13 protein-coding genes are annotated in these 17,739 nt (G+C 66.2%); 3 read left to right on the top strand and 10 right to left on the bottom strand.

Annotated elements, in window-relative coordinates; all coding sequences use genetic code 11:
• Positions 1–34 precede the first annotated feature (34 nt).
• The 3 genes from KDB67_RS15625 to KDB67_RS15615 form a co-directional block, all read right to left on the bottom strand.
• On the bottom strand, positions 35–1,282 hold the full coding sequence (locus KDB67_RS15625) for a 4-hydroxybenzoate 3-monooxygenase (protein WP_291017407.1): 1,248 nt from the start codon (positions 1,280–1,282) through the stop codon (positions 35–37).
• Positions 1,283–1,456: 174 nt separating this feature from the next.
• A complete protein-coding gene (locus KDB67_RS15620; RefSeq protein WP_291017405.1) occupies positions 1,457–2,713 on the bottom strand; it encodes a glycosyltransferase in 1,257 nt (418 codons plus the stop codon).
• A 142-nt stretch (positions 2,714–2,855) separates the two neighbouring features.
• Positions 2,856–4,109 carry a hypothetical protein gene (locus KDB67_RS15615; protein ID WP_291017403.1) on the bottom strand — a complete coding sequence of 418 codons (1,254 nt, stop codon included), beginning with the start codon at positions 4,107–4,109 and terminating at the stop codon, positions 2,856–2,858.
• Positions 4,110–4,296: 187 nt separating this feature from the next.
• Between KDB67_RS15615 and KDB67_RS15610 the strand changes: the two genes are divergently transcribed.
• Together KDB67_RS15610 and KDB67_RS15605 are read left to right on the top strand one after the other, a co-directional pair.
• On the top strand, positions 4,297–5,157 hold the full coding sequence (locus KDB67_RS15610) for a glycosyltransferase family 2 protein (protein ID WP_291017401.1): 861 nt from the start codon (positions 4,297–4,299) through the stop codon (positions 5,155–5,157).
• On the top strand, positions 5,154–6,452 hold the full coding sequence (locus KDB67_RS15605) for a polysaccharide biosynthesis protein (protein WP_291017399.1): 1,299 nt from the start codon (positions 5,154–5,156) through the stop codon (positions 6,450–6,452). Before KDB67_RS15610 ends, KDB67_RS15605 begins: the two co-directional genes overlap by 4 nt.
• On the opposite strand, the gene KDB67_RS15600 is transcribed toward KDB67_RS15605, so the two are convergent.
• From KDB67_RS15600 to KDB67_RS15585, 4 genes are read right to left on the bottom strand one after another with little or no spacing between them, the layout of a single operon-like run.
• Positions 6,407–7,288 (bottom strand): glycoside hydrolase family 16 protein, encoded by an 882-nt coding sequence (locus KDB67_RS15600; RefSeq protein WP_291017397.1) that lies wholly within the window; start codon positions 7,286–7,288, stop codon positions 6,407–6,409. The genes KDB67_RS15605 and KDB67_RS15600 overlap by 46 nt on opposite strands.
• A 26-nt stretch (positions 7,289–7,314) precedes the next feature.
• Positions 7,315–7,506 (bottom strand): hypothetical protein, encoded by a 192-nt coding sequence (locus KDB67_RS15595; RefSeq protein ID WP_291017395.1) that lies wholly within the window; start codon positions 7,504–7,506, stop codon positions 7,315–7,317.
• Positions 7,506–9,806, bottom strand: coding sequence for a hypothetical protein (locus KDB67_RS15590; protein ID WP_291017393.1), 2,301 nt, complete (start codon positions 9,804–9,806; stop codon positions 7,506–7,508). The genes KDB67_RS15595 and KDB67_RS15590 overlap by 1 nt, the downstream gene beginning before the upstream one ends.
• Positions 9,803–10,876 carry a glycosyltransferase gene (locus KDB67_RS15585; protein ID WP_291017392.1) on the bottom strand — a complete coding sequence of 358 codons (1,074 nt, stop codon included), beginning with the start codon at positions 10,874–10,876 and terminating at the stop codon, positions 9,803–9,805. The genes KDB67_RS15590 and KDB67_RS15585 overlap by 4 nt, the downstream gene beginning before the upstream one ends.
• A 212-nt stretch (positions 10,877–11,088) precedes the next feature.
• Between KDB67_RS15585 and KDB67_RS15580 the strand changes: the two genes are divergently transcribed.
• Positions 11,089–12,717, top strand: a complete 1,629-nt coding sequence (locus tag KDB67_RS15580; protein ID WP_291017391.1) for an ABC-F family ATP-binding cassette domain-containing protein — start codon at positions 11,089–11,091, stop codon at positions 12,715–12,717.
• A gap of 58 nt (positions 12,718–12,775) precedes the next feature.
• On the opposite strand, the gene KDB67_RS15575 is transcribed toward KDB67_RS15580, so the two are convergent.
• The 3 genes from KDB67_RS15575 to acnA all read right to left on the bottom strand — a co-directional run.
• Positions 12,776–14,467 (bottom strand): serine/threonine-protein kinase, encoded by a 1,692-nt coding sequence (locus KDB67_RS15575; protein WP_291017389.1) that lies wholly within the window; start codon positions 14,465–14,467, stop codon positions 12,776–12,778.
• A gap of 127 nt (positions 14,468–14,594) precedes the next feature.
• The gene (locus KDB67_RS15570; RefSeq protein WP_291017387.1) at positions 14,595–15,161 is read right to left on the bottom strand and encodes a helix-turn-helix domain-containing protein; all 567 of its coding nucleotides are present in this window, start codon (positions 15,159–15,161) and stop codon (positions 14,595–14,597) included.
• A gap of 7 nt (positions 15,162–15,168) precedes the next feature.
• Positions 15,169–17,739, bottom strand: a 2,571-nt coding sequence (gene acnA / locus KDB67_RS15565) for an aconitate hydratase AcnA (RefSeq protein ID WP_291017385.1), incomplete at its 5' end; no start/stop codon positions are given.

The following is a 17,739-nucleotide window of genomic DNA, read 5'->3' as shown; positions in this document are numbered from 1 at the left end:
GAATGCATGACCTGCGCCACACGGCTATCCGCATTCATGCCGACGCTCCCGCGCCGATCGGAGTACCGAAGGTCGGGGCAGTGGCGAAGGGCAAGCCCAGGTACACCTCGCCGAGCTCGTGCCGAGCGGCCTCCGAGCCGACCCATCGATCGAGCGTCGCGCGCCGGAGGGCCTCGGTGAATCCGTCGCCGGGCAGCGCGTGCAGCGTGGTGGTGAGCAGTGCCGAGAATCGCTGGGCGGCCATGACGCGGGGGAGCGCCGTTGCCGTATACCGCGTCAGATGCTCGGTGATTCCGTGATTGATCGCCGCTCCCAGGGCATGGGAGAGCACGCAGGTGTCCGAGATCGCCAGGTTCAGTCCCTTGGCTCCCGTCGGTGGCACGATGTGAGCGGCATCCCCGGCCAGGAACAGGCGCTTGTACTGCATCGTGCTGCAGACGTAGCTGCGCAGGGGCGCCAGGGACCTTTCGATGATCGGACCGGTCTCCAGGGGGACGGCGTCGGCGGCGGCGCAGCGCACCGACAACTCGTCCCAGATCTGCGGATCACTCCAGTCGCCGAGGTCGGTGTCGGCCGGCACCTGCAGATACTGCCGGGACAGCCGGGGCCCACGCATGCTGTGCACGGACAAGCCGTTGGGATGCGGGCAGTACATGCCCTCCGGTGCGGCCGGAGTCGACTCGGCGAGGATGCCCAGCCACGCCACCGGATACTCACGGATGAGCTCGCCCCTGACATCGGCGGGAATCGCCGCCCGGCCGGCGCCGTGGAAGCCGTCCGCGGCCACCACGAAGTCGGCCTCGAGCGTACGTTCGCCGGCTGTCGTCCGGTACCGGACCGCCGGGGTCGGTCCGGAGGGGGCGATCGCGGTGACCTCGGTGTCGAAATGCAGCGGACGACGCGTGTCGATGCGTGCGGCGATCAGATCCTTGACCAGCTCGTGCTGGCCGTAGACGGTCGCGTACTGACCGGTGTATGGATGAAAGTCCAGGTAATGGGTGACGTCGTCGTAGCGCAGGTAGAACCCGCTGTGCCGCATGCCTTCGCGGAGCAGTCTGTCACCCAGACCCGCCGCCACGAGCAGATCGACACTCGGCTGCTCGATGATGCCCGCCCGCAGGCGCTGTTCGACGTGGGCGCGACTGCTGCGCTCCAGGATGACCGAGTCGATGCCCTGTAGATGGAGCAGATGTCCCAGCGTGAGACCCGCGGGGCCGGCGCCGACGATGGCGACCTGCGTACGGGACGGAACCCGAGCGCCGTGGGTCGGATCGCTGCTCACTGAGGATCACCTTGCTTTGTTTAGGCTTGCCTTGATTACCCGGCCAGCTTAACGGTGGCTGAGGACGGCAGCAACGAGGGGCCCGTTTTCGGTACCGTGCTGATGAGGTCGGCCGAACGGTCGACAGCCGGGCACGACGAAATCACGGTTGGGACATCATGGGTGAGTCGGCATTCATGGGTGGTTCTGTCGGGTACGGAGCCTGCGCTGCTCCTGCCATAGGGCTTTGGGCCCGGCGAGTACCGACAGCACCTCTGTGCGCCCCACGGTGTGCGGTACGTCCTTCAGGAATGCCGGTGGCGGTGCCGCGATCGCGCAGTAGGCACGACCTGCTCTGGCCACCGCACGTCGCCGGTGGCGCAGCACGGACAGGGCCAGTCGCCGATGGTCCCTGTCCAGTGCCACCTTGGTCAGCCACGCGCCCAGGCCCGTGCCGTAGCCGCGGGCCTGTGAGAGCAACGCGTCGTTGTCGCTGCGGTGCCGGTGCCAGATGATCGACGCCGGTTCGATGGCCAGGCTGTGCCCGGAGGCCAGTACGCGGAAGAAGACGTCGAGGTCCTCTCCGCCGCGGGTGGCCGTGCCGGCTCCCAGTCGTTCATCGAACAGGCCGAGGTCGACGATGACCTCTCGCCTGACGGCGAAGTTGGCGCCGGTGCCGAACCGGCCGATCTGGAACGGGAACAGCGGGACGTCGTCGGGCGGGTCCGACAGTCGGTACACCCGGGGTTCGATGTTGTCGCCCCACGAGACCCGCCAGTCGAAGTACGCCTGGGGGAGTGTTCGCAGCTCGCCGCTCGGGACCAGGCCTGCGACACACCCGACGTCGTCGGCGCAGGCAAAACCTGCCGCGAGCCCGCGCAGCCAGCCCGGGTCGGCGACGACGTCGTCGTCGGTGTAGGCGATGATGTCGTGGCGTGCGGCCCGGATACCCGCGTTACGGACCATCGACAGGCCCGCGACGGGCTCCACGATGCGGCGCACGCGTGGATCATCGAAGGTGGCGACAACACGTTCGGTGCCGTCGGTGACCGGTGCGTTGTCAACGACGATGATCTCGAACTCGGGGTAGTCGACCCGCAGGAGCGAGTCCAGCGCCCCGCGCAGATCCTCAGGGCGTTCCCGGGTACATAGGACGACCGACATCGGGGGCAGCGCTGATGTGGTGACGGGATCGCCGGTGGGGGGAATCGGCAGCAGCGCGCGACCGCCGATGAGCGACACCTGCGCGAACTGCAGCGGTGTCAGCCCGTCTCGGATCAGAACTCGTGCGCTTGTGTAGCCCTCGGCATCCGGCACGACACCGAGGAACTGGCCGCTCCGGCCTTGACGGATCAGCTCCGCGATGTCGGCCACGCCGATCCAGACGGCGCCCGGCCAACTCGGGGCACCACCCGGCGTCATGGGTGAGCTCAGGGTGAGTTCGGGAATCATGCGCAGATGCTCGAATCCAATCAACAGGGACAACGGCGACGGTGAAATCAGTCGCCGGAGTCCAGCCACGAGGGCTGGACCAGAGGTTAGCCTAATCTAAAGGCGATGGGGTATGCGAAATACCGCACGCGACTTATGAGCGTTATGGGCGATCTCGCAGCACTCCGACGGGGTCGGTCGCGAATGCGTCGAGGGCACCACGCACCCGTGCGGACCGGTGTACCTGCGGCTGGAACGATGCGCTGATCAGCAAGCGGCCATGAACCGTCGCCGATTGCAGGGTGATGCCTTCGGGCACTGCCGGGCGGGTACCGGAGACGAAGATCGAATTCTCCGGGTCGATCCACGGAAAACCGTCCATCAACTGCTGGTGGGCCTGTATGCCGGTGAACACCAACGGTGCGCCGGGTTGGGAAGGCCCGGGAGCCGGCCTTTGCCCGTCATGGGAGAGCCACTGGGCCGCGTACCCGAGTGCGGTGACCCGGGCGAGCGACACGATCGGACGTCCCGACGCGACGGCGGTCACCAGATCATGGTGCAACCGGGCGGGATCGCTGCCGCGGCGCAGCGGCAATTGGATCCCGGAGACGAAGTTCGCGAGCGGATTGGTACCGGTCGGCAGGTACCTGCGCAGGTCGACTGGCAGTGTGCCGACGTCGTCGACAGGTATTCCGGAAGCCGTCAGCGCGCGGGTGAGGCCACTGACGACCAGCGCGAACAGGCTGACACGCGGGAGGGTCGCGTCCCGCCACCGACGGAGCTCGCCGAGCACGTCCGCAGGCATCACGGCTACCGCCACCGCATGAGATCCGCGCCGGGTCGGGACCGAGCCCGCGTCTGTCGGAAACTCATCGGCCGGCGCGAACTCCGGACGCGCGATCCTGGTCTCACGCATCGACCGGAACACGTCCAACACCCGCGTGGGACGTGATCCGAAGACCCGCAACGCCGCGGTACCCAGGCCGTCCCGCCGCCGGGAGATCTGCGAAAGCATGTCGGGGTCGCGGGGCGTGATCGCACCGGTGATGACCTGATGGGCCAGGAGCCCGAATCGGATCTCACCCACGCCGTGATCGTGTTCGGTGCGCAGGTAGCGTCCGGCGAGGGTGACTCGCATCGGCGCGATCGGCCGGCCGGTCGGGATCAGGAGCTCGAGGGGATCGGCGGGCTCCTCGATGACCTCGATCGACTCGAGGAGGCGCTGCGGGTCGTGAATCCAGTGTTCGCCCGCGGTGTCGGGGCGCAGCGCGATGCGTGTTCGCGGACCGAAGGAAGCGAAGGCCTCGAGATTGCGCCGGACCGCGTCCGGATCCGGAAGGTTGACGGGTCCGATCAGTCCGGTTCCGGGTTCGCCGAGATGTACGCGGTCGCGCAGCCGGATACGTGCTCGGTTCACCGGCATCCTTCCGATACGCTCCTGTTGCACACCTGTGAGGGTACTCACTTAGGACCACCTTGTTTTGATTAGGCTAGCCTTGTTAAATGTCTTTAGCTTAACGATCGCTTAGAGCGAGCTTCGAATCCCAACGCGACGTTCGACACCCAGCAACGACCTCGACACCCAGCAACGACAGGGCCCACACATGCACGACGCATCCGGCAACGACGGACGAACCGACAACGTGACTGAGCTGCCGGTGGGGGCGGAATCCTCCGTACGGCAGGACCGGCCCACCGTTTCGGTGATCATCCCCGCGATGAACGAGGCGAAGAACCTGCCCTACGTCGCCCACCGTATGCCCGACGGCATCGACCAGATCGTCTTCGTCGACGGAAACTCCTCGGACGACACCGTCGCCGTCGCCCAATCGCTGTGGCCGGACGCGACTTTCGTGGTCCAGAGCCGATCCGGCAAGGGCAATGCGCTCGCCTGCGGCATCGAGGCATGCAGTGGCGACATCATCGTCATGATCGACGCCGACGGGTCGACCGACCCGGCCGAGATCCCGCTGTTCGTCAAGGCACTCACCGACGGTGCCGACTTCGCCAAGGGCAGCCGTTTCGTCGACAACGGCGGTAGCACCGACATCACCACTCTGCGCCGCATCGGCAACAAGGGACTCAACACGATCGTCAACGTCGCGTTCCACACCAAGTTCTCCGACCTGTGCTACGGCTACAACGCCTTCTGGGCGCGGCACGCCGAACTCATGGAACTTCCGCCGACGCAGTACTCGCGCGCGCAGTGGGGTGACGGATTCGAGATCGAGACCGTCATCAATGTGCGCCTGGCCACGGCCGGTATCAAGATCACCGAGGTCGGCAGCTTCGAAGGTCCTCGTCTGCACGGGCGCAGCAACCTCAACGCCTACAGTGACGGCATGCGCGTGCTGCGTACGATCCGTCAGGAATGGCAGCACTGGAAGGCCCACCGGGCGGCCGAGCGGCACGGTGTCCGCGCCGGCAGCGCGGTGACGGTGTCCGCCGGCGAACTGGCCGGGTGAGCCGGTCCCAGCCGGGAATCGCCCGTAACTCACTGGCCGTCGCGATCTCAGGGATCGTCACCGGCGGTCTAGGTTTGATCTACTGGATCGCGGTCGGTCGGCTCTACCCCGCAACCGAGGTCGGAGCGGCCGCGGCGACCATCTTCGCGGCTTCCATGCTTGCTTTGTTCGGTAACCTCGGCCTCGGCGCCTACTTCGAACGATTTCTGCCGGTCGCAGGTGCACAGTCAGGACGACTGGTGATCGGCGGTTTGGCGGTCGGGGTACTCGGTGGCGGGATTCTCTCCGCGGCCTTTCTCGTTTTCGGGCCCATCAACGAGATGTTCGCCGACGGTTGGCAAATCGCGTTCTTCCCGGTAGCGGTCGCCGCGATGTCGCTGTCCGCGCTGAGTGATCACGTCTGTATCGGCCTGCGACGTGCCGAATGGTCGGCGATCAAGAACGTCCTGCACGCAGTGATAAAGCTCGGTGCCGCCGCGGGAATGGCATCGCTATGGGGTCGGCAGGGCATCGTTGCGACATGGGTACTGACCGCCCTGCTCGGGGCGGGAATTCTCTGGGTGGTCGTGATCCGGGAGATCCGCCGCCGTGTCGCTACGGAACATGCCCAGTGTGCGCTGCCACCGCGCCGCGACCAGCAGCGGTTCATCGTCGGCAACTACGGCATCTACGTGGCGACCTCCCTGATGCCGCTGTTGCTTCCGATGATCGTGATCGCTCACGTCGGGGCAGGACAGAACGCGTACTTCGCCATCGTGTGGCAGCTCATCACCGCTGTCATCTTGCTGCTGACAATGTTGACCGGGCCATACGTCGCGGAAGCGAGTTCGGGTGACACCGACCTGCGGCACCTCACCTACCGATTCATCCTGATCATGTTGGGCGTCTCCACAGCGGCGACGGTCGGACTGATGACGGTGGGGCCCCTGTTTCTTCGGCTTGCCGGGGATGACTACGCGGACAACGGGACCGGCCTGCTGCGGATGTGTGCGCTGTCGCTGCCGCTCACGGCCGTCGCGCTGATCTTCGTCGCCGTCAGCCGAGTGCGGAATCGTCTGCTGCCCGCGTTGGCTGCGCAGATCACCGGAGCCGTCGTCAGCCTGGGGCTCGCCGTGATCCTGCTGAGCCGCTACGGACTGATCGGGGTCGGCTGGGCGACGATCTCCGCGGAGGCCCTCATCGTGGCACTGGTCATCGTGCCGCTGGTCCGGGCGGTGCGCGACCTGGTCCGGGTGGGTGAACTACCCGGCTACGGCTCGGTGAGTTCGGATGCTTCCGGCGCAGTGTCGAAATAGCCCGACTTGGCCAGCGCCGAGTACGAACCCATCACGTCATACACGGCAACCCAATCGATGTCGATCGATGACTCCAGGGGCCGTGGTTCGGTGGCCGCACACGGGTGCTTGCCCCACTCCTCGCGGATTTCGCAGGCGCCCGCACCCATCTGCAGACCCATCCACATGGGCGTGATCGGGACATGTTCGGCCGACCGGGAAATCGCCCATACTTCGCCGTCGAGAAGGTAGCGGACAACACCGGGGGCCCACTCGACACCGACCGTGTGCCATTCGGTGAAGTCACCGGCGATGTGCGCGTTCGCCTTCCGATTCACCTTTCCGTCCCGCCAATGCAGGAAGCCGGTGATTCCGTCGCGACCGGACGACACGTCCTCGGCGAAGTCGATCTCCGGCGGCCACTGCTCATTCTGTGGCCACAGCAGAAAATGGTAGGAGATATCGGCACTCGGTTCGACCTTGTACCGGACTTCCCAGCGACCGTACTTCTGGGTCACCGGCCAGTTCGACACGCCACCGATCTGCCATTCGTCGCCGTCACGTCTGCTGTGCAGACGCAACACACCGTTGTCGATGGAAACCATCGACGGATGCCACTTGCCGTACTTGTCGCCATCGGGTCGGCCGGTGTAGGCCGTCCAGTTCTCGCCGAGCTCGCAGCGGTTGAAATCATCGATGAACACCGACTGCCAGATGTTGTCGACCGCGGGCGGCGGCGCCACACCGCTGACTGTCGCACGATGCTGACAGTTCAGATTTCCCCCCGCAGCGTCGTTTCCGCCGCCTCCGCTGCACGAGGTCAGGACCAGCGCGGCGGCGAGGGGGGCGATACTCATCCGGTTCAACCGTCGGCGTCGTGCTTTCACCATGCCATCTCCACAAGCCGTTGAAAGGTCAGGATGGCGGCCAAGACCGTGAACACCAGCGTGCCGGCGCCGATCGCATGAGCGACCGGACCTCGGCCGACCGATCCCCAATCACCGACCTCACGTTCTTGCAGCACGGCTCCTGCCACGATGAAGATGCCGGCAAAGACCAGCATGACGGCGGCCATCAGTTGTCCTTTCCTTCAGACCGGGCGACTTCTGCCGACAGATCCACGGCCGGCGCGTCCACGAAGTGCAGAATTCTCACCGAGTCCGTATCGACGAACATCTTGTAGTCGTCGAGTTTGAGGATTTCAGCGACGTCGGCTTCCATTTCGGCAGTGGGTTTACCCCGCTGCAAGTCCATCATCGCGATGCCCTGGTGGGTGATCAGCACATAGTCGGGCCGACGGTTCTCGGTACATTGCGCCAGATTGTCCAGACACGGGAAGCTGTCGATGTAGCCGATGGTAGGAGCGTTGGGGTCCATCGAACGCCGCGGGACCACCGCATGCGCGGCATGGCTGAACACCATCACCGACGACCTGGGCGGGATCTTGTTGATCAGCCCCTGAGTGAGGATGTCCTCGGCTTTCGTGGATGATTCGAAGGCGGCGTTGAGGCCACGGTTCGTGGTTTCCAGTACACCGACTCCCAGAGCCAGGGCGATCGCCAACAGCGTCACTGCCACGGTGGGCAGTCGCCGGAGGCTTCGCGATGCCCAGACGAGGACGAGCGCCACGAACGGTGCCAACGTTGGGGACGCGAACAGGAAGACGCGGATGATCATCTCGCCGCCATAGCTTTGCAGCGCAACCAGTACGAACGGTGCGGCACACAGCAAACCCGAGATCAGCCAGGTGCGGCGGCGCCGGAACCTGAGCCAGCCGATGAACGCCACGACGACGAAGAGCCCGGAGGCTGCGATTCGTAGATACTGCATGGTCGTGTAGGTCGGGTCGCCGTTGAGGCGCTGCCCGACACCCCGGTTGACCGAGTAACCGATCTGACCGACCTCGTTGAAGAGCGAGTTGAGGTGGCCAGTCCAGAAATCGGTTGCGCCGTAGCTGAACCAGGCGGCGAACACCAATCCCGCGGCGATCCACAGGGTGCGGTATCGGGTGGTACCGGTGACCGCGAACGCCGCGAGCGCGAGCACCGTGAGCATAGGCGTCATCTGATGTGACACGGTGTTCGCTGTGATGATCAGCAGCAGCGTCGCGCCGACGGCCAGTGTCCGGCCCGGACCGAAACCGGGCACCCGGCCAGGTGTCCGCCTGCCGACGCTCAACGCGGCGCCGAGTCGGCCCGGCAGAATCCGGTCGACGCCCGCGGCCGTCGGCAACGGTGCGCGTCGCAATTGCCACAGCAGTGTGCCGAGGATGGCGACGTACCCCAGACCGGCGACGGCCTGGGGGGCGAAATAGTCCTGCTGATACCAGTTGAATGCCTGGTAGAGCACGACTGACAGCCACGCGATCCGGGCGTTGCCGCCGATCGCCGAGCCGATGGCGTACAAGCCGAAGCACATCAACGGACCGAACACGACCGGTGCCCAGAACAGCACGTCGGTGAGATCGGCAAACCCGCCCGCCTCCTGAATGTGTGCGGCCAGCGAGAAGAATCCGGCCCAGCTGTAGCGGGCGTCCTCGAGGGTGGGCAGACGATGCATCGCGGCCATGGACGCGGCGAACCCACGGTGCACGAAGGCGGTGGGCACCGATGTCTCGCCGGTGGCCACCGCCACCAGCATCGTGTTGTACACGACGGCGAGCGCGGCGGCGGCAGCCATCACGATGTGATCGATGTGTGTGGCGCGCAGCGTGACGACGATCGTGATGACCAGCAGGGCGAGTCCGACGAAGTACCACGGCCCGACCAGGGCGATGACCCCATAGGGGCCGGCCTTCAGCACGTCGATGCCCCGCGCCGAGACGGTGAACAGCGCGAGCGAGACCGCCAGTGCGGCGAGCAGAGCCAGCCGTGTGCGAGTCCAGTGCGCACGGGACAGGCTGAGCGACCCGGTGCGGAAGTTGTCCGGCACTGTCCGGAATGCGGCGATCGACGCAGCCAGGCCTACCGCGGCCAGGAGCGTCTGGGTCCGTGCGGGATGCCACCATTCGAGCACCATCGACGTTTGCGTGACGAGGATGTTGACCGACAGTGAGGTCGAGACGATCAGTGCCGTGGCCAGCGCCCGGCCCGGAATACGCAATGCGACGACAAGCGGTACGCCGGGGAGCAGGAACACGCCGAGCAGTACCGCGGGTATCCGGATGACGCCGGGGACATCCAGACCGGCCCAGTCGGCGACGGCGACGGCGAGCGCGAGGGCTGCCACTGTGACCGCCACCCGGAGCGCGGCACCGGGATGCCAACCATAGGGCACCACGCGGGGCGCGGGCATCACCGAGCCGGCGCGGTTGTCGTCCGTTCGGTGTTCGGCGGTCTCGGTGGGGCCCGATCCGGGCCGGTCGATCAATGTCACGTGCGATCTCCCACTGGGTTCATTCTGGTGGTTCGCCGACGGAGGCTCCACGCACACTTCGGGTACGGAAGGGCCCCGACCATCCCCTGGACTGTGCCTGCACCGGTGGTGATCACCCCGAGGAGCATGATCACCAGGCGTACAGGCGCGAAGACATCACCGCGGCCGAGCTGTGCGAGGTAGCGCACGACACCACCGGTGATCGTGCGGGTGAGGTACGACGCTTCCGCGGAGAACGCCGATTGCGCGCCCGCGATCGCACTCAGCTTCGCCTTCGACCGACCCTCGTGGCGACATCGGGACAGGAAGTAGCGGACGGTCTGTCGGACTTGAGGTACCTGATGGTCGACGGCGAAACGGCTGTCGCGGATCACCATGGAATCGGGAAAGGTGTTCCGTAGCTCGATACCCATCAGGGTTTCTTCGCAGCCGACGGGTAGCGTCCCGACGCGGCCCAGGTCGGAGCTGAAACCGCCGATCTTGACCAGCTCGGCCCGGCGCACAGCCATTGCTGCACCGATCGGGTTGCGCACCTGGCTGCCCGAGGCGGCGATTCCGCGGTAGTCGCAGCCGACGACCCAGCCGAATTCGTCGGGGAACCAGCGGGGGGCGCCGCCCTCCCATGCCGCGTGGACACCGCCGCCGACTGCCACCACTTCGGGACGGGACTCGATCACCGAACGCAGCTGGGCCAGCGATCCGGGACGCAGCAGAGCGTCGTCGTCGAGGTAGACGAGCACGTCCTGATCGGCGTTTGTCATGCCGGTGTTGCGGGCCCCGGACAGACCTTGGGTATGGGTGTTGGCGACGATGTGCAGGTCGGGGGCGTCGACGGCGGGGAAGGCACCGGCAGCTCCGAAATGCCGGATGAGTCGGGCCTGCAGGTCGGCATTGTGGTCGACGACCACGACGACGCGGTCGCCGGTGTGCAGCTGAGCGCCGGCGACCCCGATACCCTCGATCAGGAGTTCCCAGCGCGCTGCGGTGTAACAGCAGATCACCGCGCACAGCGTCGTACCGCTCGGTGACATACCGGTTACGGGCATGCCGATCGGGAGTGGTGTTGGCACAGGTCAGGTCTCCGTCTTATGAGGCGAGGCTAACCTAGCCTAGTGTTGGCATTGGTCGTTTACCAAACAGGCGGTCGCGCCGTGGCGAGTGCCGCATTCGGAGCCTTATGTGACCTGGTACGCAACTCCGGTCGAGGGTGGTCGTGTGCCCGGATCGTCGCCACCGGTGACGATGCGGGTCAAAGCGGACGTGACCGGTAGACTGGCGCGACGTGATTACCGCGACCGACCTTGAGGTCCGTGCCGGAGCTCGGACATTGCTGTCGGCCCCCGGATCGGCACTACGCATCCAGCCCGGCGACCGCATAGGGCTCGTCGGACGCAACGGCGCCGGAAAGACCACCACCCTGCGCATTCTGGCGGGCGAGACGGAGCCCTACGCCGGAACCATTCTGCGCAGCGGCGAACTGGGCTATCTGCCGCAGGATCCGAAGGAAGGCGACCTCGACGTCGTCGCCAAGGACAGGGTGCTGTCCGCGCGTGGTCTCGACGCCATCCTGCATCAGATGGAGAAGCAGCAGGCACTGATGGCCGAATCGGCCGACGACAAGATCCGCGACAAGGCGGTGGCCAGGTACGGTCGGCTCGAGGAGCGCTTCGCCGCACTCGGCGGTTACGTGGCCGAGTCGGAGGCCGCGCGGATCTGCAGCAGCCTGGGCCTGCCGGACAGGGCGCTCGCCCAGCCGTTGCGCACCCTGTCGGGTGGCCAGCGCCGACGCATCGAGTTGGCGCGGATCCTATTCGCCGCCTCGGACGGCTCCGGCAAGTCCGACACCACACTGCTGCTCGACGAACCCACCAACCACCTCGACGCCGACTCCATCACCTGGCTGCGTGGCTTCCTGCAGAACCACGACGGCGGCCTGGTCGTGATCAGCCACGACGTCGAGCTGCTGGCCGATGTGGTGAACCGGGTGTGGTTCCTGGACGCGGTGCGTGGTGAGGCCGATATCTACAACATGGGCTGGAAACGCTACCTCGATGCCCGCGCCACCGACGAGCAGCGCCGCAAACGTGAACGCGCCAACGCCGAGAAGAAGGCGTCGGCGCTGCGGGCCCAGGCTGCCAAACTCGGTGCCAAGGCCACCAAAGCGACCGCCGCACAGAACATGCTGAAACGGGCCGACCGGATGATCGATGCTCTCGATGACGAGCGGGTGGCCGACAAGACCGCCAAGATCCGCTTCCCCGAACCCGCCGCCTGCGGCCGGACCCCGCTGATGGCCAAGGATCTGACCAAGGTTTATGGGTCGCTGGAGATCTTCACCGGCGTCGACCTTGCCATCGACAAGGGCTCACGCGTGGTGGTGCTCGGCCTCAACGGTGCCGGCAAGACCACGCTGCTGAAGATCCTCGCGGGCGTCGAGAAGCCCGACCTGGGTGAGCTGGAACCCGGATTCGGGTGCAAGATCGGCTATTTCGCTCAGGAACACGACACTCTCGATGACCATGCGACAGTGTGGGAGAACATCCGGCACGCAGCTCCCGACGCCGGTGAGCAGGATCTGCGCGGTCTGCTCGGTGCGTTCATGTTCACCGGACCGCAACTGGAGCAGCCCGCCGGAACCCTGTCCGGCGGTGAGAAGACTCGTCTGGCGCTGGCCGGTCTCGTCTCGTCGGCCGCCAACGTGCTGTTGCTCGACGAGCCCACGAACAACCTCGACCCGCAGTCCCGCGAGCAGGTGCTCGACGCGCTGCGCTCCTACAAGGGGGCGGTCGTCCTGGTCACCCACGACCCGGGCGCCGCGGCGGCCCTCGATCCGCAGCGCGTGATCCTGCTGCCCGACGGCACCGAGGACCACTGGAGCGACGAGTACCAGGAACTCATCGAACTCGCCTGACGGCCATCGCCGGTCAGTGGGCTCGGGGCTGCTCGCGTGCTCGGGGCTGTGCGGGCGTTCAGGATTGTTTGGGATAGGTGATGCAGTCGTCGCTGATGGGGCCGGCCGACCACTTGGTCTTGTTCTCGCGGTCCAGGCATGTCTTGCGCAGGATGACCAGCAGCGGGCGGCCCGACTGGACCTGGCCGGACAGCACTCCTTGTGGATCCCAGAAGGCGCAGTAGCCCGACTCGTTGGGCATCAGTTCCTTGCAGCGGCTTATCACCGTCTCCTGCTTGAGATTGATGCAGCCCAGCTGGTTGACGATCTCGCTGGACATCTTGCCGTACGTACCGGTCTGCGCGGTGGCCAGCGGAATCACCCGGATCCACCGGCAGCTTCGCGGAGTACCGGTGGCCGAACCGTCATGCACATAGCCCGTCGAGTCGATGGTGCCGGCCAGGTTGGCTGACGACGCGGCCGTCGTCGACGCACCCGTGGATGCGCTCGACGAACTTGGTGTTGCGGTGGTCGTTGTGTTCGAGTCGTCACCGGACGACACCGCTACCGAGACCGCGACGATCACCGCGATCAACGCGAGCACACCGATCCCCACCAGCCACGCCAGGCCGGCCCGGGACTTTCCGGGAGGCCGGGAACTGCCCGGTGGCTGCTCGCCCGAGAACGCACCCAGCGGGTAGGTTCCGGCGGTGGCCTGTCCACCCTGGAAACCGCCCTGCGTGTTGGCGCCGTAGGCGAGCGTGCCGCCCTGAGCGTGGCCGTACCCCAGTTGCCCTGTCGGGTTGTGGACTGCCGGATTCTGGGCTGTCGGGTTGTGGACCGGTGGGTAGATGCCGTGCGGACCCGCGACCGGTGTACCGGACGTGCGCGGGGCCTGCGCCGGGAAGGTAGCCGAACTCGCGCCACCGTTCGGCGCGACCTGTATCGACCGCTCGAGGGCGTCGATGAACTCGGCGCAGGACGCGTAGCGATCCATGGGTTTCTTGGCCAGCGCGCGCTCGAACACCGGATCGGCGGAAGCCAGGTCGTCCCGGTACTGCGACAGCTTTGCCGGTGGCCAGGTTGCGATCGCGATCATCAGCTGGGTGACCGTCTCGGCCTGGAACGGAGTTTTCGCGCTGAGCAGCTCGAATGCGGTGCACGCGAGGGAATAGACGTCGGAGGCCCCCACCGCGTCGCCCGAGAACGTTTCCGGAGCCGAGTAGGCGACCGTGCCGATGTACATGTTGGCGTGGGTGATGCGCGGATCACCCTCTGGACGGGCGATACCGAAATCCAGGACGTAGGCCCGGTCGATGCGGCCGCTGCGGTTGCGGCTGACCATCAGGTTGGCCGGCTTGATGTCGCGATGCACGACGTGCTGATCGTGCGCGTAGTCGATCGCCTCCGCCACCGACCGCAGCACGGTGATGGCCTCGGCGTCGGTCAGCGTTGCCTTGGTGAGGTCGGTGCCCTCGACGTAGACCATGGTGAACCACGGTCTGCCGCTATCGGTGGTGCCGTAGTGATAGATGTCGGCGATCGACGGATGACCGAGCCTGGCCGCCGTGCGGGCCTCACGCTCGAAGCGGGCGACCGCTTCGTCGTCACCGGTGGTGTGCAGCAGTTTGAGGGCCTCACGACGACCGAGCCGGATATTCTCGACCAGGTACACCTCACCCATCCCGCCCACACCGAGCTGCGAGAGCACGCGATAGTGCTCGGCGAAGATCGCCCCTGGTTTCATGTCCCCCTCTTCCGGGCTGGGCACTGTTGGTCACGGTGTCGCGTGTACTGGCTGCTCAAAACCCTACCGAAGACACGCCGCCCAACCCACCTCGCGCGGTGCCGGCCCTTCGGTCGAACGACACGGCACCGACACCTGACTGCCGATGTGGTCACCGTCCGATTCGTACCGACTCCTCGACCAGGTCGAGCACCGCCGTCAGGTCGTCGGTGGGCTGCCCCGATGCCAGCCGCGTGATCAGTCCGTCGAGAACCAGGTCCAGGTAACTCTGCAGCACGTCGGTCGGCACGTCGTTGCGCAAGCGGCCCGCTTCGCGGCCTCGCTCGAGACGGGCATGGGTGGCCGCCTCCAGTTCGGCCGAATGCGCCAGCCACGCCGCGCGGAACGAATCGTCGGTACGCAGCTTACGGGCGATTTCCAGCCGGGTGGCAAGCCAGTCGAAATCGTCGGGATCGGCCAGCACATTGCGCATGACCTGCACCAGTCCCTGTTCGGCGGCGACGTCGGCCATCCGTTCGGTGTCCTCGTGGGCGAGGGCGAGGAACAGTGCCTCCTTGTCCTTGTAGTGGTGGAAGATCGCTCCGCGCGACAGCCCGGTGGCCTTCTCGATCCGGGAGACCGTCGCGCCGTCATATCCGTACTCCGCAAAGCAGCGCCGCGCGCCGTCGAGAATTTCCCGACGACGCGCGGCGAGCCGGTCATCACTGACCTTGGGCACGATCAGCTCAGCTGTTGATCATGTTGCGAAGCACGTACTGCAGGATGCCGCCGTTGCGGTAGTAGTCGGCCTCACCGGGTGTGTCGATGCGCACCTTGGCGTCGAACTCGATGACCGAGCCGTCCTCCTTGGTGGCGGTGACCTTCATCGTCGCCGGGGTGATGCCCTCGTTGAGTTTCTCGATGCCGACGATGTCGATGACCTCGGTGCCGTCCAGACCCAGCGACTTGTGCGACTCGCCCTCGGGGAACTGCAGCGGAACCACACCCATACCGATGAGGTTGGAGCGGTGGATACGCTCGAACGACTCGGTGATGACGGCCTTGACGCCCAGCAGGACGGTGCCCTTGGCGGCCCAGTCACGCGACGAACCGGAGCCGTACTCCTTGCCGCCGAGCACGACCAGCGGGATGCCGGCCTTCTTGTAGTTCTCGCAGGCGTCGTAGATGAACGACTGCGGGCCGCCCTCTTGCGTGAAGTCGCGGGTGTAGCCGCCGGACACACCGTCGAGTAGCTGGTTCTGCAGACGGATGTTGGCGAACGTACCGCGGATCATCACCTCGTGGTTGCCGCGACGGCTGCCGAGCGAGTTGTAGTCCTTGCGGGCCACACCGTGCGAGTCGAGGTACTGCGCGGCCGGGGTGCCGGGCTTGATCGGGCCGGCCGGCGAGATGTGGTCGGTGGTGACCGAGTCGCCGAGCACCGCCATCACGCGCGCGCCCTTGATGTCCTTGACCGGCGCCGGTTCCATCGTCATGCCGTCGAAGTACGGGGCCTTGCGCACGTAGGTCGAATCCTCGTTCCACTCGAAGGTGTCGCCCTCCGGGGTGGACAGGTTGCGCCAGTGCTCGTCACCCTTGAACACATCGGCGTAGGACTTGCGGAACATGTCCTGGCTGATGGCCTGCTTGATGGTGTCGTCGATCTCCTGCGCCGACGGCCAGATGTCCTTGAGGAACACGTCGTTGCCGTCGGTGCCGGTGCCGAGCGGCTGCGACTCGAAGTCGAAGTCCATGGTGCCGGCCAGGCCGTAGGCGATGACCAGCGGCGGCGAGGCCAGGTAGTTCATCTTGACGTCGGGGGAGATGCGGCCCTCGAAGTTACGGTTGCCCGAGAGCACCGCCGCCACCGACAGGTCGTTGTCGTTGATCGCCTTGGAGATCTGCTCGGGCAGCGGGCCGGTGTTGCCGATGCACGTGGTGCAGCCGTAACCACCGAGGTAGTAGCCCAGCTTCTCCAGGTACGGCCACAGGCCGGCCTTCTCGTAGTAGTCGGTGACGACCTGCGAACCGGGAGCCATGTTGGTCTTGACCCACGGCTTGGTCGACAGACCCTTCTCGACGGCCTTCTTGGCCAGCAGAGCGGCGCCCAGCATGACCGACGGGTTGGAGGTGTTGGTGCACGAGGTGATACCGCAGACCACGACGGCGCCGTGGTCCATGATGAACTCGCCGCGCTCCTCGTCGACCACCCGGACCGGCTTGGTGGGACGTCCCTCGGCGCCGTTGGCAGCCGACTGGACGATGACCGCGTCCTCCTCGGCGAAGCTCAGCGAAGCCGCATCCGGCACGGACTCCTCGACATCGGTGGTGGCCGGGGTCAGGCCCTCCTCGACGTAGTTGTGGATGTCCTTGCGGAAGGCGACCTTGGACTCCGAGAGCAGGATGCGGTCCTGCGGGCGCTTGGGGCCGGCGATCGACGGGACGACGGTGGCCAGGTCGAGTTCGAGGTATTCGGAGAACACCGGCTCGTGGTCGGCCTCGTGCCACATGCCCTGCTCGCGGGCGTAGGCCTCGACGAGCGCGAGCGATTGGTCGTCGCGGCCGGTCAGGCGCAGGTAGTTGATGGTCTCCTCATCGATCGGGAAGATCGCGCAGGTGGAGCCGAACTCGGGGCTCATGTTGCCCAGGGTGGCGCGGTTGGCCAGCGGCACCTCGGCCACGCCCTTGCCGTAGAACTCGACGAACTTGCCGACGACGCCGTGCTTACGCAGCATGTCGGTGACGGTGAGGACCACGTCGGTGGCGGTCACGCCGGGCTGGATCTCGCCGGTCAGCTTGAAGCCGACGACGCGCGGGATGAGCATCGACACCGGCTGGCCGAGCATGGCGGCCTCGGCCTCGATACCGCCGACGCCCCAGCCGAGCACGCCCAGGCCGTTCTCCATGGTGGTGTGCGAGTCGGTGCCCACGCAGGTGTCGGGGTAGGCCTGGCCGTTACGGACCATCACGGTGCGGGCCAGGTATTCGATGTTGACCTGGTGCACGATGCCGGTGCCCGGGGGGACAACCTTGAAGTCGTCGAACGCGCCCTGGCCCCAGCGCAGGAACTGGTAGCGCTCGGAGTTGCGCTCGTACTCCAGCTCGACGTTGCGCTCGTAGGCGTCGGCGCGGCCGAACACGTCCAGGATCACCGAGTGGTCGATGACCATTTCGGCGGGCGAGAGGGGGTTGACCTTGTTTGGGTCGCCGCCCAGGGCCGTGACGGCCTCACGCATGGTGGCCAGGTCGACCACACAGGGGACACCGGTGAAGTCCTGCATGATCACGCGGGCCGGCGTGAACTGGATCTCGATGTT

This window comes from Gordonia sp. (in: high G+C Gram-positive bacteria) (assembly GCF_020438995.1).
Taxonomy (GTDB): domain Bacteria; phylum Actinomycetota; class Actinomycetes; order Mycobacteriales; family Mycobacteriaceae; genus Gordonia.
The sequence above is the reverse complement of the archived record's forward strand: the minus strand, read 5'-3'. Positions and strand labels throughout refer to the sequence as shown.

Bases quoted from the DNA above. Each gene is read 5' to 3' on its own strand.
- KDB67_RS15595 (WP_291017395.1), bottom strand. From the start codon at position 7,506: ATGGCCGCCGTCATGCTGGTCTTTGCCGGCATCTTCATCGTGGCAGGA.
- KDB67_RS15610 (WP_291017401.1), top strand. From the start codon at position 4,297: ATGCACGACGCATCCGGCAACGACGGACGAACCGACAACGTGACTGAG.
- KDB67_RS15620 (WP_291017405.1), bottom strand. From the start codon at position 2,713: ATGATTCCCGAACTCACCCTGAGCTCACCCATGACGCCGGGTGGTGCC.
- KDB67_RS15600 (WP_291017397.1), bottom strand. From the start codon at position 7,288: ATGAGTATCGCCCCCCTCGCCGCCGCGCTGGTCCTGACCTCGTGCAGC.